At 43.6% G+C, this 22,724-nt stretch carries 23 protein-coding genes, 5 tRNA genes, 1 rRNA gene, 1 pseudogene and 1 riboswitch; of the genes and pseudogenes, 15 read left to right on the top strand and 15 right to left on the bottom strand.

The features are described 5' to 3' along the window. Nucleotides 1-193 precede the first annotated feature (193 nt). The 7 genes from ITG09_23675 to ITG09_23645 all read right to left on the bottom strand — a co-directional run bounded on the left by ITG09_23675 (nt 194) and on the right by ITG09_23645 (nt 3,444). A tRNA-Val gene (locus ITG09_23675) sits at nt 194-269 on the bottom strand. A gap of 32 nt (nt 270-301) precedes the next feature. Then, nucleotides 302-377: transfer RNA gene (locus ITG09_23670), tRNA-Ala, on the bottom strand. Nucleotides 378-402: 25 nt separating this feature from the next. Continuing rightward, nucleotides 403-478 (bottom strand) — tRNA-Val (locus tag ITG09_23665). A gap of 32 nt (nt 479-510) precedes the next feature. Continuing rightward, nucleotides 511-586 (bottom strand) — tRNA-Lys (locus tag ITG09_23660). Nucleotides 587-588: 2 nt separating this feature from the next. After that, nucleotides 589-664 (bottom strand) — tRNA-Glu (locus ITG09_23655). 124 nt (nt 665-788) lie between these two features. Further along, nucleotides 789-2,342 (bottom strand): 16S ribosomal RNA (locus ITG09_23650). Between the two features lie 577 nt (nt 2,343-2,919). Next, nucleotides 2,920-3,444, bottom strand: a complete 525-nt coding sequence (locus ITG09_23645) for a DUF3087 family protein (GenBank protein UPR54360.1) — start codon at nt 3,442-3,444, stop codon at nt 2,920-2,922. 256 nt (nt 3,445-3,700) lie between these two features. On the opposite strand from ITG09_23645, the gene trmY reads away from it, so the two are divergent. Further along, the gene (gene trmY, locus ITG09_23640) at nt 3,701-4,300 is read left to right on the top strand and encodes a tRNA (pseudouridine(54)-N(1))-methyltransferase TrmY (protein ID UPR54359.1); all 600 of its coding nucleotides are present in this window, start codon (nt 3,701-3,703) and stop codon (nt 4,298-4,300) included. A gap of 115 nt (nt 4,301-4,415) precedes the next feature. Here trmY and ITG09_23635 read toward each other — a convergent pair whose 3' ends face one another. Next, entirely contained in the window at nt 4,416-4,718 is a 303-nt protein-coding gene (locus ITG09_23635) for a hypothetical protein (GenBank protein ID UPR54358.1), read from the bottom strand. 382 nt (nt 4,719-5,100) lie between these two features. Here ITG09_23635 and ITG09_23630 point away from each other — a divergent pair, with 382 nt between their 5' ends. Both ITG09_23630 and ITG09_23625 read left to right on the top strand, forming a co-directional pair. Beyond that, entirely contained in the window at nt 5,101-6,303 is a 1,203-nt protein-coding gene (locus ITG09_23630) for a hypothetical protein (protein ID UPR54357.1), read from the top strand. 118 nt (nt 6,304-6,421) lie between these two features. After that, nucleotides 6,422-7,626 (top strand): IS3 family transposase gene (locus ITG09_23625; protein UPR54356.1). Its coding sequence is split into 2 segments (ribosomal slippage): nt 6,422-6,809 and nt 6,809-7,626, totalling 1,206 coding nucleotides; the frame shifts between segments, so codons are not numbered across the junction. A 77-nt stretch (nt 7,627-7,703) separates the two neighbouring features. On the opposite strand, the gene ITG09_23620 is transcribed toward ITG09_23625, so the two are convergent. Next, the gene (locus ITG09_23620) at nt 7,704-8,792 is read right to left on the bottom strand and encodes a permease (GenBank protein UPR54355.1); all 1,089 of its coding nucleotides are present in this window, start codon (nt 8,790-8,792) and stop codon (nt 7,704-7,706) included. A gap of 233 nt (nt 8,793-9,025) precedes the next feature. Here ITG09_23620 and ITG09_23615 point away from each other — a divergent pair, with 233 nt between their 5' ends. Next, nucleotides 9,026-9,322: a helix-turn-helix transcriptional regulator gene (locus tag ITG09_23615; GenBank protein UPR54354.1), complete on the top strand. Its 297-nt coding sequence runs from the start codon at nt 9,026-9,028 to the stop codon at nt 9,320-9,322. After that, nucleotides 9,306-9,905, top strand: a complete 600-nt coding sequence (gene sigZ, locus ITG09_23610; GenBank protein ID UPR54353.1) for an RNA polymerase sigma factor SigZ — start codon at nt 9,306-9,308, stop codon at nt 9,903-9,905. Before ITG09_23615 ends, sigZ begins: the two co-directional genes overlap by 17 nt. A gap of 200 nt (nt 9,906-10,105) precedes the next feature. On the opposite strand, the gene ITG09_23605 is transcribed toward sigZ, so the two are convergent. Then, nucleotides 10,106-10,720: a YitT family protein gene (locus ITG09_23605; protein UPR54352.1), complete on the bottom strand. Its 615-nt coding sequence runs from the start codon at nt 10,718-10,720 to the stop codon at nt 10,106-10,108. Nucleotides 10,721-10,963: 243 nt separating this feature from the next. Next, nucleotides 10,964-11,320, bottom strand: coding sequence for a hypothetical protein (locus ITG09_23600; GenBank protein ID UPR54351.1), 357 nt, complete (start codon nt 11,318-11,320; stop codon nt 10,964-10,966). A gap of 234 nt (nt 11,321-11,554) precedes the next feature. Here ITG09_23600 and ITG09_23595 point away from each other — a divergent pair, with 234 nt between their 5' ends. The 5 genes from ITG09_23595 to ITG09_23575 all read left to right on the top strand — a co-directional run bounded on the left by ITG09_23595 (nt 11,555) and on the right by ITG09_23575 (nt 14,911). Further along, nucleotides 11,555-11,857, top strand: coding sequence for a hypothetical protein (locus ITG09_23595; GenBank protein UPR54350.1), 303 nt, complete (start codon nt 11,555-11,557; stop codon nt 11,855-11,857). Between the two features lie 201 nt (nt 11,858-12,058). After that, nucleotides 12,059-12,286 carry a hypothetical protein gene (locus tag ITG09_23590; GenBank protein ID UPR54349.1) on the top strand — a complete coding sequence of 76 codons (228 nt, stop codon included), beginning with the start codon at nt 12,059-12,061 and terminating at the stop codon, nt 12,284-12,286. A gap of 15 nt (nt 12,287-12,301) precedes the next feature. Beyond that, complete coding sequence (locus ITG09_23585) at nt 12,302-13,513, top strand: MFS transporter (GenBank protein UPR54348.1); 1,212 nt, start codon at nt 12,302-12,304, stop codon at nt 13,511-13,513. 224 nt (nt 13,514-13,737) lie between these two features. Beyond that, entirely contained in the window at nt 13,738-14,463 is a 726-nt protein-coding gene (locus ITG09_23580; GenBank protein ID UPR54347.1) for a sulfite exporter TauE/SafE family protein, read from the top strand. Nucleotides 14,464-14,548: 85 nt separating this feature from the next. Next, on the top strand, nt 14,549-14,911 hold the full coding sequence (locus tag ITG09_23575; protein ID UPR54346.1) for an MmcQ/YjbR family DNA-binding protein: 363 nt from the start codon (nt 14,549-14,551) through the stop codon (nt 14,909-14,911). 91 nt (nt 14,912-15,002) lie between these two features. Here ITG09_23575 and ITG09_23570 read toward each other — a convergent pair whose 3' ends face one another. Further along, on the bottom strand, nt 15,003-15,746 hold the full coding sequence (locus ITG09_23570; GenBank protein ID UPR54345.1) for a phosphatase PAP2 family protein: 744 nt from the start codon (nt 15,744-15,746) through the stop codon (nt 15,003-15,005). Between the two features lie 374 nt (nt 15,747-16,120). Then, nucleotides 16,121-16,271: riboswitch (FMN riboswitch) on the top strand. 210 nt (nt 16,272-16,481) lie between these two features. Between ITG09_23570 and ITG09_23565 the strand changes: the two genes are divergently transcribed. From ITG09_23565 to ITG09_23555, 3 genes and pseudogenes are all read left to right on the top strand, one after another. Next, on the top strand, nt 16,482-17,138 hold the full coding sequence (locus ITG09_23565) for a 3,4-dihydroxy-2-butanone-4-phosphate synthase (protein UPR54344.1): 657 nt from the start codon (nt 16,482-16,484) through the stop codon (nt 17,136-17,138). A 388-nt stretch (nt 17,139-17,526) separates the two neighbouring features. Next, nucleotides 17,527-18,375, top strand: a complete 849-nt coding sequence (locus tag ITG09_23560; GenBank protein ID UPR54343.1) for a hypothetical protein — start codon at nt 17,527-17,529, stop codon at nt 18,373-18,375. A gap of 159 nt (nt 18,376-18,534) precedes the next feature. Further along, nucleotides 18,535-18,693, top strand: a pseudogene (locus ITG09_23555) (AraC family transcriptional regulator). A 55-nt stretch (nt 18,694-18,748) separates the two neighbouring features. Here the strand turns inward: ITG09_23555 and ITG09_23550 are convergent. Beyond that, on the bottom strand, nt 18,749-19,402 hold the full coding sequence (locus tag ITG09_23550; GenBank protein UPR54342.1) for a cupin domain-containing protein: 654 nt from the start codon (nt 19,400-19,402) through the stop codon (nt 18,749-18,751). 134 nt (nt 19,403-19,536) lie between these two features. Further along, nucleotides 19,537-20,304 carry an SDR family oxidoreductase gene (locus tag ITG09_23545; protein ID UPR54341.1) on the bottom strand — a complete coding sequence of 256 codons (768 nt, stop codon included), beginning with the start codon at nt 20,302-20,304 and terminating at the stop codon, nt 19,537-19,539. 105 nt (nt 20,305-20,409) lie between these two features. On the opposite strand from ITG09_23545, the gene ITG09_23540 reads away from it, so the two are divergent. Continuing rightward, nucleotides 20,410-20,748: a helix-turn-helix transcriptional regulator gene (locus ITG09_23540; protein ID UPR54340.1), complete on the top strand. Its 339-nt coding sequence runs from the start codon at nt 20,410-20,412 to the stop codon at nt 20,746-20,748. A 40-nt stretch (nt 20,749-20,788) separates the two neighbouring features. Here the strand turns inward: ITG09_23540 and ITG09_23535 are convergent, their stop codons facing one another. Then, nucleotides 20,789-21,694 (bottom strand): LysR family transcriptional regulator, encoded by a 906-nt coding sequence (locus tag ITG09_23535; GenBank protein UPR54339.1) that lies wholly within the window; start codon nt 21,692-21,694, stop codon nt 20,789-20,791. Nucleotides 21,695-21,920: 226 nt separating this feature from the next. Here ITG09_23535 and ITG09_23530 point away from each other — a divergent pair, with 226 nt between their 5' ends. Continuing rightward, entirely contained in the window at nt 21,921-22,640 is a 720-nt protein-coding gene (locus ITG09_23530) for an SDR family oxidoreductase (GenBank protein UPR54338.1), read from the top strand. The last annotated feature ends 84 nt before the right edge of the window (nt 22,641-22,724 follow it).

Genomic DNA, 22,724 nt, shown 5'->3' with positions numbered 1-22,724 from the left:
AGAGCAGATAAACATTGAGAACTTTTAAATTTGATTAACTTAATCACAGCCTCGAGCTGTTTGATTTCACTTTTTAAAGTAAAAACCAATTAAGTAATCAGTCAGCTTTCCAAATTGTTAAAGAGCAAGAGTTTTTCAAGTTTTAAACTTTCAAAACCATTTTTAAAAACTCTCTGAGGAGAATGCTTAAAGATGGTGGGCGATACCGGGCTCGAACCAGTGACCCCCTGCTTGTAAGGCAGGTGCTCTCCCAACTGAGCTAATCGCCCATGATAGTTTTGATTCCTTCATGGAGAAAGAATGGTGGAGCTATGCGGGATCGAACCGCAGACCTCCTGCGTGCAAGGCAGGCGCTCTCCCAGCTGAGCTATAGCCCCATATTTTTATTTCCTTGGGAGGAAATGGTGGGCGATACCGGGCTCGAACCAGTGACCCCCTGCTTGTAAGGCAGGTGCTCTCCCAACTGAGCTAATCGCCCACGATAGTTTTAATTCCTTCGCGGAGAAAGAATGGTGGGTCGTGCAGGATTCGAACCTGCGACCAATTGATTAAAAGTCAACTGCTCTACCAACTGAGCTAACGACCCAATGGTATCCCGTAGGGGAGTCGAACCCCTGTTACCGCCGTGAAAGGGCGGTGTCCTAGGCCTCTAGACGAACGGGACACTGCTAATTTATCTCCACTTTAAAAAGTAGAAACAAACTTCGAAGAACCTTGGGAGTTCTTCTTCTCTTTGCTTTTCTAAACCTAATCAATCTGTGTGGACACTTATCGTGAATATCTTGGTATAAGGAGGTGATCCAGCCCCAGGTTCCCCTAGGGCTACCTTGTTACGACTTCACCCCAGTCATGAACCACAAAGTGGTGAGCGTCCTCCCCGAAAGGTTAAACTACCCACTTCTTTTGCAGCCCACTCCCATGGTGTGACGGGCGGTGTGTACAAGGCCCGGGAACGTATTCACCGTGACATTCTGATTCACGATTACTAGCGATTCCGACTTCATGGAGTCGAGTTGCAGACTCAATCCGGACTACGACGCACTTTTTGGGATTCGCTCACTATCGCTAGCTTGCTGCCCTCTGTATGCGCCATTGTAGCACGTGTGTAGCCCTACTCGTAAGGGCCATGATGACTTGACGTCGTCCCCACCTTCCTCCGGTTTATCACCGGCAGTCTCCCTGGAGTTCCCGACATTACTCGCTGGCAAACAAGGATAAGGGTTGCGCTCGTTGCGGGACTTAACCCAACATTTCACAACACGAGCTGACGACAGCCATGCAGCACCTGTCTCAGAGCTCCCGAAGGCACACCAGCGTCTCCGCTGGCTTCTCTGGATGTCAAGAGTAGGTAAGGTTCTTCGCGTTGCATCGAATTAAACCACATGCTCCACCGCTTGTGCGGGCCCCCGTCAATTCATTTGAGTTTTAATCTTGCGACCGTACTCCCCAGGCGGTCTACTTAACGCGTTAGCTCCGAAAGCCACGGCTCAAGGCCACAACCTCCAAGTAGACATCGTTTACGGCGTGGACTACCAGGGTATCTAATCCTGTTTGCTCCCCACGCTTTCGCATCTGAGTGTCAGTGTCTGTCCAGGGGGCCGCCTTCGCCACTGGTATTCCTTCAGATCTCTACGCATTTCACCGCTACACCTGAAATTCTACCCCCCTCTACAGCACTCTAGTTCACCAGTTTCAAATGCAGTTCCGAGGTTGAGCCCCGGGCTTTCACATCTGACTTAATGAACCACCTGCATGCGCTTTACGCCCAGTAATTCCGATTAACGCTCGCACCCTCCGTATTACCGCGGCTGCTGGCACGGAGTTAGCCGGTGCTTCTTCTGTTGCTAACGTCAAGAGATAACGCTATTAACGTTACCCCCTTCCTCACAACTGAAAGTACTTTACAACCCGAAGGCCTTCTTCATACACGCGGCATGGCTGCATCAGGCTTTCGCCCATTGTGCAATATTCCCCACTGCTGCCTCCCGTAGGAGTCTGGACCGTGTCTCAGTTCCAGTGTGGCTGATCATCCTCTCAGACCAGCTAGGGATCGTCGCCTTGGTGAGCCATTACCTCACCAACTAGCTAATCCCACCTAGGCATATCTTGACGCGAGAGGCCCGAAGGTCCCCCTCTTTGGCCCGTAGGCATTATGCGGTATTAGCCATCGTTTCCAATGGTTATCCCCCACATCAAGGCAATTTCCTAGGCATTACTCACCCGTCCGCCGCTCGACGCCCATTAACGCACCCGAAGGATTGTTAGTGTCGTTTCCGCTCGACTTGCATGTGTTAGGCCTGCCGCCAGCGTTCAATCTGAGCCATGATCAAACTCTTCAATTTAAGATTTTGTGACTCAACGAATACTGACTTCAAAACTAATATTCATGTAAACATGAACATGTAATTCTAAAGCTATTACCCCTCTCTTCTTAAATAAATAGGAACAGAATGGTAATGAATTGACTGTGCCAAAATTAAGTAAACTTAATTTTGTATTGGTCACTCAGTTCATTGAAATCAATTTTGATTCCGAAGAATCTGTTTTATCTAACGATAAAACGTTTTGATATTCATCAACGAGTGCCCACACAGATTGATAGGTTTAAATTGTTAAAGAGCTTTGCTTGTCGAAACTTTCTTTTTACAAAGAAACCCTTGAAAGCGGACGTGAATTCTAGCGATTTAATCTTAAGTGTCAAACACTTTTTAAAATTAATTTCTTTCGAACTTTCCGTCTTACTGATTACCGCTGAAGCCTTGTGGCGTCTGCCGTGTCAGTGAGGCGGCATTATAGAGATCATCGAAAACATGGCAACCCCTTTTTTGATAAAAATTCAAAAAAACTTGCTTAAGTGGCTACTTTTACGTCAAAAGGTTCTTTCGTCGTTCAAAACTCATACAATAATGGGCATATTACTTAAAACTTTGCGATTAGATCTTTCGAAAAAGCCTCTATATCTAGCTCAATGCTCCATTTCTCACTCAATTCTAGGATGTTATCTAGCGATTGCTGAACTGTTTTTATCGTCAATGTGTTGTTGTCTAGGTCGTATACCTGTTTTTGCGTGGTGTAATAGAAGTAAAGGACGGTCAGCGCGTCTCGGTCGCCTTGCTCAGCTTTGGGTTGAATACGCTTAAGCTTACGATAGATTTGATTATGGATTTGTTTAAGGTTCCATACATAGAGCGCTTCTTTGAAGTAATCATGCCCTTTCACACGACTCGCAATAAACCCATTCAAGGCAACTGATAAAATAACCCCAAGTACGTTCAAATGAAAGTTTCCTGTCGATTCACCAGTAATAGAAGTAGCCGAGCCAAACAATTCAATCAGAATGGTGCCGAATACAATGGCAAACAATGCAAGTGACCCAACTAATGACACCAACAACAGGTTCATCTTCTTTCTATATTCTTCTTTATTGATCTTTTGTAACTTCACCAACAGTTTCCTTATGTAAGTCACTTTATGATTTTGCGCATACTATCTATGTAAACATTGGTTCGCTTCAACCGTTACCGTCTTGTAATGTGGTCATTCTCTATTTAATACTCAAAGTTCGCTGGTTGGTGCTAAGTGCAACTCCATTTGACTTCATTAATAGAAAAGAGTTACATACCGCCACAATTTTGGTTATTCATCAATTCATGTTGATAAAGCCCGTTTCGCTTTATCACATACTGACAAGGTACATTCCATGCGTTCATTTGTATTACGCGCTCGCGCAGCCCCTACAGAGAGCAAACTTATCTTAGAAGGTGTTGGGCAAGACGCTCATACCGAGATTCTGGCTCATACTCTGATGAACACGATCTTTGTTGCTCAATCTCACCGTGAGAATGTCACCGTACACCTTGTATTAGAAAGTACTAAAGACTTTTCACGTACGATTACATTTGATTCAAATGAGATCACCAACATTGGTGGCTTTCATGAATCGGCATTGTTATCAGCGGTAGTAAGAGCGGTTGATGCTTCTCAAGGTATGACCAAAGAGCAGACTCGTCAGGTTGAACCGGGAATCATCGTTCGCACTATGAGCTTTGAAAAACTAGTCAAAGAACTGGCTGAAGACCACCAGCTATACATGATGGATAAGAAGGGTGACTTTATCCGTGATGCAGAGATTGCTGAAAACCCATGTTTCCTTCTAACTGACCACATCCCTATGCCGAAGAAGAGCTACAACAGCTTGAAGCGTTTAGGGACAGAGAAAATCAGCTTAGGTCCAAACATGCTGTTTGCTTCTCAGTGTGTTGTGTTAATCAACAATGAGCTTGATATTCGCGGTTTCTAACTCGAAAGACACAATCACATTTAACAAAACACAGTGAACAAAGCCCGGTTATGCGCCGGGCTTTTGATTTTTTGGATACAGAGAATCACTTCTAGTTTATCGCTAGCTTGACCCGTCACATCAGATCTCGCATTAACGTCTCATATTGTTCAGACACCAATACCACCAGATGATTAAGCTCTTTTGCATCTTCCTCTGCCAATAAAAGTTGCCAATCTGTCTGTTGACCACTTTCATCTCGTCCAAGCACTTTAGTCTTCCCTTTTTCAGCTTCAAAGGACAAGTGATTAAAGTCGGTATCATGATGTTCATGAGACTCTAAAATCTCAAACTCTAAATTTCCGGTTGGCTTTACTTGAATGTGGGCATGAAAATGTTGCTGATTCTGTAACTCATATTCCCTATGTATTGCGAACATACTCCCTCCTATAAACTTCAATCTAAGCTCGTAAGCGATCTGTTATAAATTACTCGCAATTCAAAGGTTGCCACTGAATAGCAAGTATCTATACAAAGTGTAGGCTTCAGATTTCGGTACTAGAACAAAATCAGCCTGCTGTTTGATACTAGACAAAATAGTGTTGAGTATTGTGACACTTCGATTGATCTTTCTTGACGGGTATAACCGAGCTCAAGAGTCCAATAGAACTGACCAAACAACTAATTTATAAAACTTGCGCTTCGTTCCATTTCTACTGCCTGTTGGTCTGACCTTTGCGAATAAATAGACATTTCTCTCCAACCTTTTGATTCGACAGTTATACTTCCGATAAATCCGGTGAATTAATTTAAGGGAATGTATGTCAATTTTTACCGTATTCTTCTGTGGAACAGGATCCAACTCAGAAGACAACAATCACAAAAACTATGTGTCTGGCGAATTGATTTCGACGTTAGCAAAAAATGCAACGGGCAGAGACATGATTGACTACATTCAAGTGGATGGGGTTGGTAGTGGGAATCAGAATGAGTGGTTGAAGCAAGGTAAGGACGACACCTATTCTGGAGTTAAGGGAACATTGCTAGGCAAAGGCATCGACAGCAATATGCGCCATGTACTGAATATCTTGCGCGGAAGCCAACAAGATAAGAATGATTACATGAAACGAGCCAAAGGACTGCTCAGTGAATCTCGCCCAGCAAAATCAGCTTGGCCTTTTGCAACCAACCAGAAATATCAGGATTGGTTGAAAGATTCACAAGCTCTAGCTGCAGACTTAAAACAAGGGATCGCTGATCGCCAACAGAACATCGCGATTGAACGCCAAACTAAACCGATTAGCCAAGTTAACATCGTAGGCTGGAGCCGAGGTGGTGTCAGTTGCTTTGAACTGGCGAACCGGATGCTCAAAGACCCCAAACTAAGCCACATCCCAGTAAACATCTTTGCTTGTGATCCCGTACCCGGAGGGATGAACGCATTCAAGGATTACAAATCACTCGGTAAAAACGTTAAACAGATCGTGTGTGTTTTCGCTGAAGACGAACGCTCACTCGCTTTTAAAGCAAGAATGCCCCGCTTGTCCCCTTCAACTAAATACTACACCACCTACATGCCTGGTCGACACGGCACTTTGGTAGGAAATGCCAATACTTCCGGCGGTAGCAAAGGTGCTGGATTACTTACAGGCCCCGGCCTTGTCACACGAGACTTCATGGAAAAGGTATTAACCGGTTGGGGCACGCAGCTTAAACCAAGTACGACATTAAATTTCTCTCGACAACGCATTATCGAACTGTACGAGCAAATGCGCAGGCATGAAGCGTATTTCAATAAAATGCACGGCATGACTTACACTGCGAAAAACCGACTATTATGGACAAGCAAAGATCGAATAGGTCAGCAAAGAGAGCGTCGCTATGGGATTCCAATGTATCGTTTTCAGTTTCCCGGCATAACCAACAACTACGGTGATGCTATTAATCGGCACCACTGCGATGTGTTAGCTATTAATGCTTTCGCTGCGCACGGAACTTCTGCCGCGCTACCAAGCCCAGTCTGATATTCCTACTTGATAAGCCGTTAAACAAAAAAGAGCTCAACTAAGTGAGCTCTTTTTATTATCTATGTACCGTCCTAAATATGGTTGACACATTTCCAACATGAAATTGGAGAGTGTCATGAAAACAACAAGTAGACGTACTCAACGAGATTATTCTCTTGCCTTTAAATTGGCAGTCGTAAGCCAAGTTGAAAAAGGCGAAATGACTTATAAGCAAGCTCAAGAACGTTATGGGATCCAAGGTCGCTCTACCGTTTTAGTTTGGCTTCGCAAACATGGTCAACTAGATTGGTCTAAAGGAATAGAACAATCGAGAGCGTTAGGAGCGACTATGTCAAACTCTTCCTCAACTCAAACCCCAGAGCAACGAATCAAAGAACTCGAGCAGCAATTAGAAGAGACTCAGCTCAAAGCTGAGTTCTTTGAAGCGGTTGTAAAAGTCATGGATCGAGATTTCGGTGTCCGAATCTCAAAGAAGCGCAAGGCCGAGTTATTAAGGAAAAAACGGTCAGAAAGTTGACCGTCACTAAAGCTTGTCACTTCATAGGTATTACACGACAAGCTTTCTACAAGCGCTGTGTTGCAGAAATTCATCAGACAAAGAAAGATGAATCAGTACTCGGTTTTGTGAAGGAGCAAAGGATGATGCACCCTCGTATAGGAACTCGTAAGATCAAGTATTTACTTGCTCAGAACGATATTGAAATAGGGCGAGACCGCTTATTCTCTCTGCTGAGAATGAATCGATTATTAGTGCAGAATCGAAGGGCTTATCATCGAACCACAAACAGTAATCATCGCTTTTACTGCCATCCGAATCGTGTCAAAGAAGGCTTAATACCGGAAAGACCAGAGCAATTATGGGTTGCCGATATTACTTATCTAGCAACGCGGCGTGGTAGTACTTATCTCAGTTTAGTGACGGACGCTTACTCAAGAAAAATCGTGGGCTATCACATAAGTGATGATATGAAAGCTCGCACGGTCAAGCAGGCCTTTTTAAACGCGTTGAAAGAACGGAAGAATACAGGTGAGCTTGTACATCACTCAGATCGAGGTGTTCAGTACTGCTCTGTTGAATACCAAGAGTTGCATCGACAGTATGATGTATCTTGCTCAATGACTGATGGCTATGACTGTTATCAGAATGCGTTGGCAGAGAGGATCAACGGAATACTGAAGATGGAGTATCTGTTGAATAAGCCTAATGATTTAGATGAAGCAAAGAAAATGGTCGCCGAATCAGTAAAAATCTATAATGAATATAGGCCTCACACAGCTCTAAAATACAAAACGCCCGATGAAGTACATCGAGCGTTTTAGTCAATCAAGTGTCAACCCATATCAGGACGGGTCACTATATCTTGTAATCAATTGGGTTATCTAGGAATCAGACCAGATCAGCCAAAGATGAAGCTGTATAGGAAGCCTGCACCCATCGCCATAGTTAGGATAACGAATAGGAATGCTGCAATCATTTGGTTTTTGAAGATTGACTTAAGCAGAATAACTTCAGTCAAACTTGCACCCGCACTACCAATGATCAATGCCATTACCGAACCTAGCGCCATACCTTTTTGTACTAGAGCTGCACTTAGTGGGATTACCGCTTCAGCACGAATGTACAATGGAATACCAATCACAGCCGCTACTGGAATCGCATACCACATACCTTCACCAGCGTACTGTGCAATAAGGTCTGTTGGAATGAAACCGTAGATGAATGAACCAATCGCGATACCCATCATTAGGTAAGGGAAAACCTGTTTGAAGTCTTTCCAAGTTGAGAACCAAATTCTCATCCAACGGCTAGGTTCTTTCTTCTCTACGATTTCAGCAGTTGCGCTTCCATCCATTGAGCAGCATGAAACCGTTACTTGTGGCTCTTCTTTTTTCGAATCGCAGCAAGATGTTTCTTTAGCCATTACAGGTGCAGGTTCACCACATGCACTTGTACCACATGAAGATTCTGCCTTCGCTGGCGCTGCTTTCTTAGGAGCAGAATCACCACAGCTTGAAGCAGAACCTGTCGATTCATACGCTTCAGGTTTTACGTAACGCTCAAAGCCAAGCTTCTCAAGTGCGTAACCTGCCACTACCGATACTGTCATCGCGACTAAGAAGTAGAATACCGCCACTTGCCAGCCGAACGTAATCACGAACAAACCAATGATCACAGGGTTCAATAGTGGGCTACCGAATAGGAACACCATCATTGGACCAAAACCCGCTCGTGCTCGCAGCAATCCTTTTAAGAAAGGAATGGTCGAACATGAACAGAAAGGCGTAATCGCACCCAGTAGCGCTGCAACCACATAACCCTTACCGTTACGCGAGCTCAGAATAGATTGAATCTTCTCTGGTGTAAGAAACTCTTGCAGAATCCCAACAATGTAGCTGATCGCCAAGAAAAGGATGATTAGCTCTACTGCTAAGAAAGCGAACATATCAAGTGCGTCTTTCAGCATTGTTAACATTTCATTGCTCATAATTAACTCCAAACAGGATTGAAGGCCGGACTCTATGAGGAAAGTAACCAACCCTTAATTTCGAATATTCTCGAATTATAGAAATATTTAGTGACAGATCAAGTTTTATTTCGATAAAAATCGAAATAACTTTCGAAAACACAGTTTTTCAATAACTTACACAGCCACCGTTTTTAAATTTGAATTTGGCATACATTTCGACTAACATCGAAATTAAATCTTGAGGAGTTAATATGAACTTAGAAGTCGTTGCGAAAGCACTTAAAGAGTTGGGGCACCCTATCCGCCTGACTATCTATAAAAGTGTCGTTAAAGCTGGCTACCAAGGCATTGCAGTTGGCGGCCTACAAGAAGAACTCGGTATCCCCGGTTCTACCTTGTCTCACCACATTTCAAGCCTAGCGTCGGCAGGACTAATCAGCCAAAGACGTGAGGGAAGAACCTTATTCTGCGTGGCAGAGTATGAATGCCTAGAAGGCGTGATTGATTTCTTACAAGACGAGTGTTGTGTGAATGAACAGTGCAACTAAAGCACCTTTGAATAGGGCTTCTTTGAATTTGGAACAAGTTTGGGCTGAGTATCAGCAAGCGTTAAAGTCATTCTTGCATTCCAAGGTCAACAACACCGCTGATGTAGACGACTTACTGCAAGAGATCTTGATTAAGACGTATCAGAACTTAGATAAGGTGCAAGATGCGAGCAGCGTAAAATCGTGGCTATTCCAATTAGCCAATCACACCATTATCGACTTCTATCGTAAACATGCTCGACAACAACGTGATAGCCAAATTGATGCTGAAGATCTATGGTTCACCGATTTAGACCACAACTCTGAGTTCAAACAGAAGCTTTCATTGTGTATCGAACCCTTTATTCAGGCGCTACCAGAACAAAGTTCATCGTTACTGCTCGCTGTCGACATCAAAGGCAAAAGCCAGAAAGAGATCGCAGAGGCGCAAAACGTCAGCTACTCAACGGTTAAGTCTCGCGTTCAGAAAAGTCGCGGAGATCTTAAGAACCTGTTTGAGGAGTGCTGTAACCTGTCACTTGATCAACAAGGCAATGTGATTGACTGCGAACTCAAGCCAGACAACGATTGCAGCAACTGCTAATAACTAATAACTAATAACTAATAACTAATAACTAATAACTAATAACTAATAACTAATAACTAATAACTAACTCGAACCTGTTATTCAAATACAACAAAGCCAGCAATTGACGCTGGCTTTGTTGTATTCAGAATCTGTAAATCACTCTTTATTTAAGCAAGTCTAGAGCTTAAGCGAATCGAGTGTTTGAGCGAACCGAACTATGCTGCTTCCGCTTTTACCACAGGTTGATAGCGCCCCGGTTTATGGTTCATTGCTAGAATCAAGTTGGTGACTATTGCGCCAAGCACAGACAGAAGAACCAATGACACATCAACAATAAACAATGAAAGCACAACAATCGTGCAGTCTAATGCCATCTGCACCTTGCCCGCGCGAATTTCAAAACGTTCTTGTAAGAACAACGCCAGAATGTTGAAGCCACCTAAGCTCATCTTGTGACGGAAAATCACCAGCATGCCGGTACCAATTAAGCCACCACCAAGTAAAGCTGCATACAATGCATGAATTTCGGCAATTTGAATCACGTGATACAAGTGATCCACAGCGAACGAAACAATCGAAACAGCGATAAACGTATTGATGGTGAAGCGCCAGCCCATACGAGCAACCGACAAAATATAGAAAGGTAAGTTAAGTGCGAAGAATACTTGGCCAAAGCTTAGGTCTGTTACTTTGGTAATGAAGATCGCTAGACCAGCCGTGCCTCCGGTGAGCAAACCGACTTGATTGAAAAAGATAACGCCGAGTGAAACTAGTGCGCTACCTAAGATCAGTGCCAGTAAGTTTTCGCGAAGGTTATGATCTTTATCCATGTGAATGACTCTCCCTGAATCTTTTAACATCGCGTTTCAGTAGTCTTGAAACGATTTATGCCCAAATTTACGATGTTTGACAGATAAGTCGAGTCGACTAGTAATATTACACTCGATTACTATGTATAATATTATTTACACAAGTAGTGTTTATCGATATTTTCAGTATAAAATTGTCAAGTGCCTCGCTTTTTACATTGGGAGGCACTATAAAGTTAACGACTTACGTTAATCATCTATTATTCATGTCTTTTTAAGAAGGTAAGCTAATATAAGCCGATGAAAATACTGCCTAGCACTGATATTCACGCCAAAACCCTGATATTTTTCATTAACTTCAGTAAAGTGACGTTCAATTTTTTTTGTCTTCCTTAATTTAATATTCTTAGAACGTGAGAGTTGTAAATCACCCACATATAGATCCATATTTCCCTCTAGCGCCTTATTAACCAATAGTAGAATTAGTTTTCGATCATCAAGTGTCGATAAAATTGGATCTCGTTGTTTATAGTCGATTAAGTAGCGTTCTAACTGTTCACTTATAGCGATACTGTAATACTCCGCTACAATCCTAGCCTGTCCATCTGCATTTAAATTCATATTTTTTATTTTAATTTGACTCGAAATAACACGTTACATTTTATGTTTATTTCGACTTTACTCAAAATGAATTTTGGATCAGGTTCACATTTTAACAAATTATATTACCAACAAATCAGACCAATGTTGGTCGATGTTATCCATTAATCTCTTTATGTTAGACCAAGTGTATTGCAACAGTTTGAATCCCATTTAAGAATGACCGCGTCTATCTAATGTAAAGGAATAATAAAAATGAAAAAGTTCGTTCTATTCGCAGTATCAGGACTTGTGCTATCTGGTTGTCAAATGACTGGTGGGCAAACTAATATCGCAGATGCCGATTTTGATTCAATGACATGTGAACAAATTCAACAAAGCTTTGCTGACTACCAAACTCAAATCAACGATATTGATACTGGTTCAAGCCTTCTATCGACAGTCGGTTTTGAAGCAGATACAAGCGAGGCAAAATCAGCGATGATTGAAGTTGAAATGCAAGCAAAAAAATTGGCGCGTCCAGCATTAAAAGCAAAGCAGTGTAGCTTCACAATATAAAGCTCTTAGCCTCGTTAACGCGAGGCTATAAATCACTAGTTACTATCGTCAGTCCCCCTCCCCCCTAACATTCACTTATTTTTATCTTATTCATCTATGCATCAAACGCATAGACTAAATCACAAATGGTCATTTGATACATAACCTACTCATCACTATGATGCGCGACTTCTTACAACATTGAGCGCATGTAAACACCTTATGTTTTCACAATCTCTTTTTGCCCAACTGGCCAGAATGACGTTATTCCTCGTCATTAGTTTGGTTATTGTGCATCACAGTCAGCCATTGATTGATCTCTTGGCTCAGCATGCCGTAAGCAGTGGTTGCCATCAGCAATCAGGGCATGATCATTCTGGGCACGAACATCACCATGAAATGACTGACCAACACATGTCAGCGCAAGACCACTCACATCACCACCATTAATTAAAGAGTATTAGAATGAGCATTTTCCGTTTTCCTTTACTGGTATGGCTAGGGATAGGCACACTTATTATCAGTCTAGGGATCAGACAATCATTCGGCATTTTCATGATGCCAATTTCAGAGCATTTCGGTACAGGTCGCGAGTTTTTCAGCTTCGCTATTGCTCTACAAAACCTGCTGTTCGGCGTGTTCCAACCTTTTGTGGGCATGGCGGCTGACAAATGGGGAGCAAGACGCATCATTATCGCAGGAGCAGTTGCTTACGGTTTGGGTTTACTTCTTACCTCAATTTCTACCGAATCGAGCATGCTTTACGTTTCACTGGGTGCACTCGTTGGCCTTGGGTTAAGTGCGACAAGTTATGTGATCGTGCTTGGCGCAGTAGCGAAAGTTGTACCAGCAGAACACGCGGCTAAAGCGTTTGGCTTAACCACGGCTGCAGGTTCGTTTGGTATGTTCGCGGTGATTCCTGGCGCGCAATACATGTTGAATGAATTTGATTGGCAGAGCGCAATGCAAGTGTTTGGCGTACTGTGTTGTTTGATGATCTCTTTTGCCCTGTTCATGCGAGCGCCTAAAGTAGCCTCAAACAAACAAGCGCAAGCAGAAGAGAACCAAACTCTGAAAGAAGCGCTTTCTGAAGCGTTCGCTCATAAAGGTTACTGGTTGATTCACGCGGGCTTCTTCGTGTGTGGTTTCCATGTAATGTTTATCGCAACGCACTTACCTAGCTACTTAGCAGATAAAGACCTACCGGCGAGCAGCGCTGCGATGGCATTGGCTTACGTTGGCATCTTCAACATCTTCGGATCTTACTTCTGGGGTGTAATGGGCGACAAGTTCAGCAAGCGCCACGTTATGTCTGCACTGTACTTAGTGCGTACTGTAGTTATCGGCGCGTTTGTGACTCTGCCAGTAACGGAATCAACCGCAGCTATCTTTGGTGCAGCCATTGGTTTCTGTTGGCTAGGTACGGTTCCACTCACTTCAGGCTTAGTTCGCCAAATCTTTGGTGCTCGTTACCTATCGACTTTGTATGGCTTGGTATTCTTCACTCACCAAATAGGTAGTTTCTTAGGCGCTTGGGTTGGTGGTCGTATTTACGATTACTACGGATCTTACGAGCCAATTTGGTGGTCAACGGTGGTATTGGCATTTGCAGCAGCGCTTATACATTTACCCATCAATGACAAACCGATTGAGCGAATCAAATTGGCAATGGCTTAACATTTAACGCTGACTCCCCCACTAGCGTAAACAACAAGTCGTTCCAATAAAGCGAGTGAGTATTGAAAGGAAGCATCCTGAGATACTCACTCGCTTTTTTGTTGGTCGTTATAATAGAAATTATAACTAGCGAAACTGGCATAAAGCTCACTGAATAATAAGACTATTCTTTTGGTTTTCATTTATAGTATCCACCCGCTCCTTTAGAACTTATTCGCAGGCTTATGGAATACCTAGATCAGACCGCCCTTATCGCGATGGCACTCATTTTTGTCGGCTCGTTTGTACAAACAGCAATCGGCTTTGGCTTGGCTATTGTGGCTGCCCCGTTGTTGTTTTTGGTCTCGCCTGACTATGTACCCGCACCGATCTGTCTTGTTGGTCTGTTCATTTCTGTATTCAACGCATTCAAACACCGAGCAAACATCTCTATCGGCGGATTAAAAATCGCACTATTAGGCCGTATTCCGGGTTCACTGGCTGGCGGGGCTTTGTTGGTCATGGTTTCGACGAGTGTACTGTCACTGTGGTTAGGCTTATTGGTAGTATTCGCCGTGATTGTTAGCTTACTTCCGTTTAGGTTAGAACCAACGCCTGCCAAAATGGGCATCGCTGGATTCTTCTCAGGATTCTTCGGCACCAGTTCTGGTATTGGTGGGCCACCAATGGCATTGTTACTTCAACATCAAGATGCCAATCAGCTTCGTGGTAACCTATCTGCGTTTTTTGTGTTTAGTTCTATCATTTCATTACTGGTACAGATCCCAATTGGCTTCTTCACGATGCACCATTTGATCATCACAATCCCGCTGCTTCCTGCCGCTTGGCTGGGTTACAAGGTGGCGTTATTGACGACGCAAAGCATTCCTAAAGAGAAGATACGTATCGGCTCTTTGTTGCTATGTTCTATCAGCGGCTTTACTGCCATTTGGCAGGGGTTAGCTAGCTAGTGCTCGGCGAACTAAAGACGGAAAGAAGAAAGACATCTTAGAAAACTAATACAGATCAAACACCCAATAGATAAAAGGAAGTTCTATGACTTACGATGAATTCAATACATTCTGCGAGTCACTGCCTGCAACCAGCTATGTGATGCAGTGGAATAACTCTCACGTTTGGAAAGTGGGAGGGAAGGTGTTTGCGATTGGAGGTTGGGGGACGAACGACGAGCCTGCATTTATCTTCAAAGCGTCCGATCAGAATTTCGACTTTCTAAAAGAAGAGCCAGGCTATAAACCCGCGCCCTACTTTGCTTCTCGTGGCATGAAGTGGATTCAGCTTTTTGAGAGCACATCAGAAAGGGATGAGGAACTAAGATACTACCTCACTGAGTCACACCGAATTGTGTCTTTGGGGCTTCCCAAAAAGAAACAAGCAGAACTCGGGCTCAATCAGTAGCTAGAATTTCTACTTGTTAATAGACCACCCAAGACTAGATAACCTTTCAAAACTTAGGCGGCTATTAAAAGCTTAAATCGCTCTTAAAAACTTAGGCATTTCTGAGGAACTTGGGCAATAGAGGTTCTATTTTTTGCGTTGGCACCAGTGGCACCAATAAATAGATTAAACCCGCAAAAGCAATAGACGCCGCTAAGTCTTCAGGACGATGCATACCAAGCCAAACACGGCTATAAGCAACGCCGCCAGCCCAAACCAACATACCACCCACTAAATAAAAGCGCTTCGCCTCTAGGAACAATCCGCCAAAGAATGCCAAACACACACCGACAAAGATCATGTGTCCCGATGGGAAAGAGTAATCCGTTTCGCCATGCCAATGACGCGTTCGCCACTCACTGACCTTATCTTGCACAGATTCAATCGCCACGTTCTTTTCTACCAATGGCAGTTCATAAAACAGCTCTGGCATTTCAACCACTTCTTGCGTAACCAAATACTCAGAATAAGGACGCGGGCTCTCTGTTGAATGCTTTAAGAAGGTTTTCGCTGCAAAGCTAAGCACCAACAAAACGCCTAGTTGCAGACAAAGGCTGACTAGCTTAGCTTTGGAAAACTTCATCGTGAGCACTACTAAAGACAAAACAGCGAGCGTTACCAAGAATCCTTGATTGCCTGCCGAGTAAGTCACGAACGTCATGAAGGCGCCATAGAAAGGCAGAACCGTGCTTCCAAGGTCGAAGTCAGATCCAAATATCAAAAAGGGTACTAGGGAATACAAGCTTAAAACGAGCAGTAATAAACCTTTGGATTTGTTAGAGAACAGAGAAGTCATGGCTAAGATCTTTGAGATAAAGTGGTCGGATGCTATCGCAGCTTAACATCGCCAATATCAATTTTGTGTCAAAACGGTCAGTCAGCCGTCATGGTGTAACAATATTCAATTAATGCGGTGCTTGAGTATTGATTCGGTGAACCCACACTTCACCACCAATAACCTTTACCATCCACCTATACGCATACCGACAGTAAAACCGACCAAAGACCAGCTGTACCTTACTAAACAATGAGGCATTGTGTTCTGCTGATAAAGTGAACACTCACCGGATTACCAGGTCAAAATCTGAAAAACTTTGCTGTCAGTCCTTTAAATCCACTATCGAAAGGATTACCATCTGGCCTGCTTTCAAAGCAAAACAGATTATTAATTTTTATTCTCAGGGCGGGGCGAAATTCCCCACCGGCGGTATGTCCTTAGCAAAATCTAAAGATAAGCCCGCGAGCGCTCGATTCGTCGAGGTCAGCAGATCTGGTGAGATGCCAGAGCCGACGGTTATAGTCCGGATGAGAGAGAATGGAAACACACTCGTTTAAGTTGGAAAGGCGTACCTATTTATTGGGTTCATGCCTCCAACTCGAACGGGTGCATTTCGTTTTGGATAAAACCATAATGAGCTAAAGCCAATCATAGTACGATTGGTACAAGCTACTTGTAATGAGTAGGCTTTGTTGTGCTCGGTTGAGATCCCTCATACAGCCCTGATTCTGGTGATATTTTAGGAGTTAAACCATGAATCAGTCTTCACTACTTTCCGAATTTGGCGAACCAATCACTCGCGTTGAAAACGCATTGCAAGCTCTGCGCGAAGGTCGTGGCGTACTTCTACTTGACGATGAAGATCGTGAGAACGAAGGCGACATCATCTACTCAGTAGAACACCTAACCAATGCTCAAATGGCGCTTATGATCCGCGAATGTAGCGGCATCGTGTGCTTGTGTCTAACTGACGAGCAAGCAAACCAACTTGAACTTCCACCTATGGTTGTTGATAACAACAGCGCAAACCAAACAGCGTTTACCGTAACTATCGAAGCAAAAGTGGGCGTAACAACAGGTGTTTCTGCCGCTGACCGTGTAACAACGATCAAGACAGCTGCAAACCCAACAGCTAAACCTACTGATCTTGCTCGCCCTGGCCACGTATTCCCACTGCGCGCTCGCAAAGGTGGCGTACTTGCTCGCCGCGGCCACACAGAAGGTACAGTGGATCTGATGCAAATGGCTGGTCTTCAATCGGCAGGTGTACTATGTGAAGTAACTAACCCAGACGGCACGATGGCAAAAGCGCCAGAGATCGTTGCTTTTGGCAAACTTCACAACATGCCAGTACTGACCATTGAAGATATGGTGATGTACCGCACTGAGTTCGACCTTAAGCTTGCGTAACGTTTAGCCCTAAATGCTAAACACTTAGCTTTAAGCTAACGAAACTCAGAAATGAATATTGAAAGGCCTCATCCTTACTGCTTTTTATAATTAAAAGCATATAAGGGGTGAGGCCTTTTTAATTTCTGCAGCTTGAAACAACCCAGAGATGGATCGCCAAAGTATCTCTACTTATCGAAACCTCCCCAACCTAATCGTTAGAAAAGCGTAACCTCTCAAAAAATCCTGCAAAACATGAGAAGCATTCACTCGAATGGTGAAGTTATGCACCATAATCGATCATTCATAATTCGAGAGAAATCATAAGGCACTGAAATATAACACTTATTAATTTTGGCACGGTGTCTGCACTACCACTAAGTAGGTATACAAATATTAGGAGTTGAATATGTTTGTAGTTATTTCAGTGGGTTTATCCCTATTAGTACTTGCGGCCCTGTTTCATTTCTCAAGGAAGAGACAAACAGCGTTATCACACAGGTTTGAAACCTTAGTTCTGCTTCGAGAGTTATTGTTGTTATCACGCAAACATCGCGCGGCCACGCATTACGCTCTAGCTTATAAATTGTCTAGCGACTCGATTCGTAAAGTGAACGAGATTTACGACAACATACTTGAGGTATCTGAGCTACTTCAATCTCATGTCTCGTTCGATAGTCGCCCTATGTATCGTATCTTTCACCTCAAGCTCATCGCCATGCACAGTGACTGGCAAAACCGAACTTTGGTACGTAACCAATCAATTCATGGCAAAACAATTCGCCATAGCATGTTCTTGATGGATGAAGTGATGATCATCTGGCTGATTCAGTCTGAGCGTGAAGACATGAGCCGTGAATATCACATGAATTGGCAACAGATCTTAGATTGCATGGAGATATTGACCAAGCTGAGAATGTGTATACCTGATATGGAGAAGCCAGAAGAGTATGCGAGATTCAAATTCTACGCCTCTCAGACACACAGAAAACTTAACCAATTATCGATTATCTGTCCTATAAGCAGTGGGTCACCCATTTGCACACGTGCGATGCATGCACTTACCGAGATCGCATCAAGTACCGAAGCAAATCAACCGGCAGATACCATGTACGAATTGACAAGCGATATATCAACCGTCGTTTCAAAAGTGTACGACCAAGTATTAACGGACATTACCCGAAGCTTGTATCGACCTTTACCTGACATTAACGAAAAGGCGATAGACACCCGATTATCCGTACATCATTACATGTAAAGACTTCGTGAGAGGAGAGCGTGCTGGAACTCTGAATTATTGAGTTCAAATCCGATATCACCATTGATATCGGATTTTTGTATTTTGGGGTTTAAATATCTCTATCAGTATGTCTAATGACCTATGTAACTTGAAACATCCCCGGACTTGATATCGTTAGTCAAAGGTGAATTAGCCAATCACTATTTGGAAAAATCGACACTGTCACTGGGCGATATATCCTTCTTACTGGGATTCAAAGAAGCGAACTCATTTATTCGTGCGTACAGCAATTGGAAAGGAGTATCACCGGGTATCTACAGAGAACAAGTTCATTGATTTATTCCAGACCAAAACAATGGAAACCAAAACAATGGCTCAGTTATGGCGCGAGCTAATCGATCGGCAGGTGTCCAGTTTTGACTAAGATGACCGTATCTTCTTCCACATAAGGGAAATGTTCGCTCATGTGGGGGCTGCGCATCCATGTGTGTTTTGGATACTCGCCATGTTCATCTTTAAAGGTGCCCGACAACACAAAGATCTCTTCACCACCAAAATGACGATGTGGCTGAAAACGTTCGCCAACTGGCCATTTCACCAAGGCCACATTTTCGTGCTCAAAACCATGCAGTGGCATCACTTGTAATCCACCGATGCCCGGAAGCCATTCCGTTTCTAAAGTATTGATACGAACTTGAGTTAAGTCTCTCGCATCAAACTGATTAAGCTTAACCAAGATCGTGCAGCCATTTCTACTTGATGGAGAATGCGCACTGCCCGGGGGATTACGGATATAAGTACCTGCAGGGAAATCTCCGGTTTCATCAGAGAAAACACCCTCTAACACGAAGATCTCTTCACCTTGCGGATGCGGGTGCTCAGAAAACGAAGATTCAGGATCGTACTTTACGACGCTAGTCGTGTGACCCGATTCTTTCTCTTCTCTTTCAAGCGGCTTGCGCCAAACCCCTTTGGCAGGGCTTGCAATCCAGTCTAATGATTCGGTTTCAATAACCAGCTTTTTTGAAAAGTCCATGTTGAACATAGTGGCGACCTTACTCTTGTTATCGTTTTAATTATTCTTATTATCTTTCTAGCTTTTATTCTACGCGAATACTCATCAAGGAGGCCATCTCGCTGTTATTTTCCTGCACGACAGCCACCTAAAAAGAATCCTAATTAATTGCGGCCAGCAATCACACCTCCATCAACATCCCAGATTGCACCCGTTACCCAATCGGCACTGTCTGACAGTAAGAAAGAGATGCTATTGGCAATGTCTTTCGGCAAACCGACTCGACCAATTGGGTGGAACGCGTTGAAGCCTTCTAACGCTTGATCCACTTCTTCTGGTTTAATGAAAGATTCGTAAATCGGCGTTTTAACCACAGCAGGAGACACGGCATTCACACGAATGTTATGCTCAGCCAGTTCCATTGCCATGTGTTGTGTTAATGAGTGCAGGCCAGCTTTAGCCATTGAATAGGCAGAAGATGGCGTCGCTTTTATTGCTTGCTTACCCCACATAGAACCAACGTTAACCACACTGCCACCGCCATTCTTGATCATCAATTTGCTTATCGCTTGAGTGATGAAGAAGGTTGCTTTATTAAGCTGCATGTATTGCTCGTAATCAGATTCTTGGTGCTCAATAAACGCTTTAGGGTTGAAGTAACCTGCAGCATTCACAAGGTAACCAATACCTTCATCTAACGACTCAAGGTGTTCGATAAGACGAGACACACTCGCATCATCATAAAGGTTAGCTTGCCAACCAGAAGCGTGGCCTAATGATTGAAGTTCAGACACCGCTTTATCTAACTTAGTTGGGTTATTGCCAACAACCAAAACATGGATGTTTTGAGCGACTAACTGCTTCGCTGTTTCAAAGCCCATACCACTTGTGCCACCGATTACTACTGCAATACCATTTTTAGTGAAGTTCATTTTGTTATCTCCTAAGTCATGTGAACGTGGTAATCTTAGGCTTTGAACTAACACTATGAATAGTAAGTACAAATCGGTTAGGTAGGTACTTATTGGTACATCTTTATGAAAAATCAGGAAAACTTTTTTTCAAGAAAATCAGCACCAGAGCGTTCCGCTCGCATGGTCGAAACCATCTACGGCTGTAAATGGTCGCTAACGGTTTACCAATTATTGGCAAATGGCATCAATCGCCCCGGTGAAATGGTGCGTTCGGTCGAAGGGTTATCGACCAAGGTACTGAATGAATGTTTGAAGCGAAATGTGGAGTTTGGGATTTTAGACAAGCAAATGTTCAACGAACTCCCACCAAGAGTTGAGTATCAAGTAACACCCTTTGGTGAGAAGTTTTTGCTGATTCTGGACCAACTGGAAAGCCTGCAAAACGAAATCGACGAGATGTAGCCCAAACCAGTCAAACGAATCGCAGACACAGTAAGCACACTTAACTGACTGGCATTTGCTCGAAGCGACCTTTTACAAAATCAATGAAGGTTCGAATTCGGCTCGGTTGATAGCGGTCTCGATGGTAGATCGCTGAAAAGTCGACCTTAGGTACTATCCACTCATCAAACACCTGTTCCAATTGCCCGTCATGGAGCTCTTGTAAGCAATAGATGGTAGGTACACGAATAATCCCGTTGCCCGACTTCGCGCCCTGTACCAACACTCGCCCATTTTTACATTGCAGTCTGCCCGTCACATGCACATCGACCGTTTTCTTGGTGTCATCCAACGCTTGAAAACTCCACTTGCGCACCGACCCCGTTAAACAATCATGGTGGATCAGATCTTTAGGGTGGTTAGGCTTCCCTTTGCGAGCGAAATACTCAGGGCTTGCGAGTGTTCCCATCTCTATGTCCAAAAGCTTTCTTGCGATAAAGCCCGCGTCTTCTAAGCTTCCCATGCGAAAAGCGATATCAAACGCGTCTTCAATCAAGTCGACTCGGTTACTGCTGAAATCAAGGCTAATACTGATGTCTGGGTAGAGTTGCATGAACTCATTCACTAGATCCGCAATGATCACTTCACCAAGATAACCACCGACACAGTTTACTTTTATGTCACCACGTACTTCTTCGACGTCATTCACAGCAGCAATCAGAGCTTGGTCTATATTATCTAAGGCTTGTTCACATCTCGCGTACAGATCTTGCCCTGCGTGCGTCAGCCTTAAAGTTCGAGTAGTACGGATAAACAGGGTCACTCCCATCTGTTTTTCTAAGCTACTCACTTGGCGTGATACGTGGGATCGCGACACGTCAAGCTCCTCCGCTGCTTTAGTGAAGTTACCTAAACGAGCGATAAGCACGAAAGAACGAATATCAGACAGGTTAATTTGATTGAGCATGGCCGCCAACTTACTTGTGAAATTACTAAGATATGAAGCTATAACGTAAACATCTTTATTGTTGCACCACAGCAACAGTGTTTCAAGTAAAGCGCTATATATCAACAATGATATTTTCCTTAATATACCTCCATCGCAACGAAGCAAGGCAACAAACACTTGATTCGAATGCACTTAAACAACACGTCGTAGCCAACCGACGCAATAAAAGTACAGAGGAAATAAAATGAAAAAACTAATCGTAATTACAGGTGCAAGCTCTGGTATTGGTGAAGCAATCGCTCGTCGTCTAAGCGATGAAGGTCACCCTCTGCTACTTTTAGCTCGTCGTATTGATCGCCTTGAAGCACTAAACCTACCAAACTCACTATCAGTGAAAGTAGACGTAACAGATAAAGCGTCTTTTGATGCAGCAATCGCACAGGGTGAAGCGAAATTTGGCCCTGTAGATGCTCTTATCAACAACGCTGGTGCAATGCTGCTTGGTCAAATCGATACTCAAGATGCGCAAGAGTGGAAGACAATGTTCGACGTGAACGTAATTGGTCTTTTAAACGGCATGCAGTCTGTACTTGCTCCGATGATGGAACGCAACACAGGTACTATCATCAACATCAGCTCTATCGCGGGTAAGAAAACATTCCCAAGCCACGCTGCTTACTGTGGTACTAAGTTCGCGGTTCACGCTATTTCTGAGAACGTTCGTGAAGAAGTAGCAGCTTCAAATGTTCGTGTTACGACTATCGCACCAGGTGCTGTAGAAACTGAGCTTCTGTCTCACACTACATCTCAAGAGATCAAAGACGGTTACGATTCTTGGAAAGAAGACATGGGCGGCGTATTGGCAGCTGACGACATTGCACGCGCTGTATCATTCGCTTACCAACAACCACAGAACGTATGTATCCGTGAAATCGCTCTAGCACCAACTAAGCAACAGCCATAGGCCTTTGCTATTGCTACTAAATCAGCGATGAAATAAAAAAGCGCCACGACTTTACAAGTCGTGGCGCTTTTGTTTTGATTCAAT

It is taken from the genome of Vibrio cyclitrophicus (genome assembly GCA_023206055.1).
GTDB classification, from domain to species: domain Bacteria; phylum Pseudomonadota; class Gammaproteobacteria; order Enterobacterales; family Vibrionaceae; genus Vibrio; species Vibrio cyclitrophicus_A.
This window is presented reverse-complemented; position numbering and strand designations above follow the sequence as displayed.